We start from the raw sequence: 620 nt of genomic DNA, 5'->3' as shown, positions 1-620 counted from the left end.
GGTCAGGCTTTGATGTAGGGCTTGCCGGCTGCGGCGGGTCCGCGGACCTTGCCGACGAATCCGGCGACGGCGAGGATCGTGACGACGTAGGGCAGCATGAGCATGAACTCGCTCGGGACGGGGGAGCCGATCACGGAGAGGGTGTTCTGCAGGTTGGATGCGAACCCGAACAGGAGTGCGGCGAGGGTGGCGCGGATCGGGTCCCATTGGCCGAAGATGACGGCGGCGAGGGCGATGAAGCCGGCGCCGGCGGTCATTTCCTTGTTGAATGCGCCGACCGCGCCGAGGGTGAAGAACGCGCCGCCGAACCCGGCGATCGCGCCGGCGAGGGAGACGTTCCAGAACCGGGTGCGGGCGACGTTGATGCCGACCGTGTCCGCGGCCTGCGGGTGTTCGCCCACGGACCGGAGCCGGAGGCCCCAGCGGGTGTGGAACAGGCCGACGTAGACGAGGGCGATGATGACGTACATCGCGTACACGATGAGCGTCTGGCGGAAGAACATCGGCCCGATCAGCGGGATCTCGGACAGGATCGGGATCGGGATGCGCTGCAGGCGGGGCGGGGAGTTCAGCAGGGCGGCGTTCGGGGCCAGGACCTGGGAGAAGAGGAAGCTGGTCAG

At 68.2% G+C, this 620-nt stretch carries 1 protein-coding gene; it reads right to left on the bottom strand.

The window, feature by feature from the left end:
* Nucleotides 1–2: 2 nt before the first annotated feature.
* Nucleotides 3–620: ABC transporter permease (locus tag ABME02_RS18430; protein ID WP_353816813.1), on the bottom strand; the 618-nt coding region annotated here is incomplete at its 5' end.

Origin of the sequence: Agromyces zhanjiangensis (assembly GCF_040496055.1) — a bacterium.
Lineage (GTDB): Bacteria > Actinomycetota > Actinomycetes > Actinomycetales > Microbacteriaceae > Agromyces > Agromyces zhanjiangensis.
This window is presented reverse-complemented; position numbering and strand designations above follow the sequence as displayed.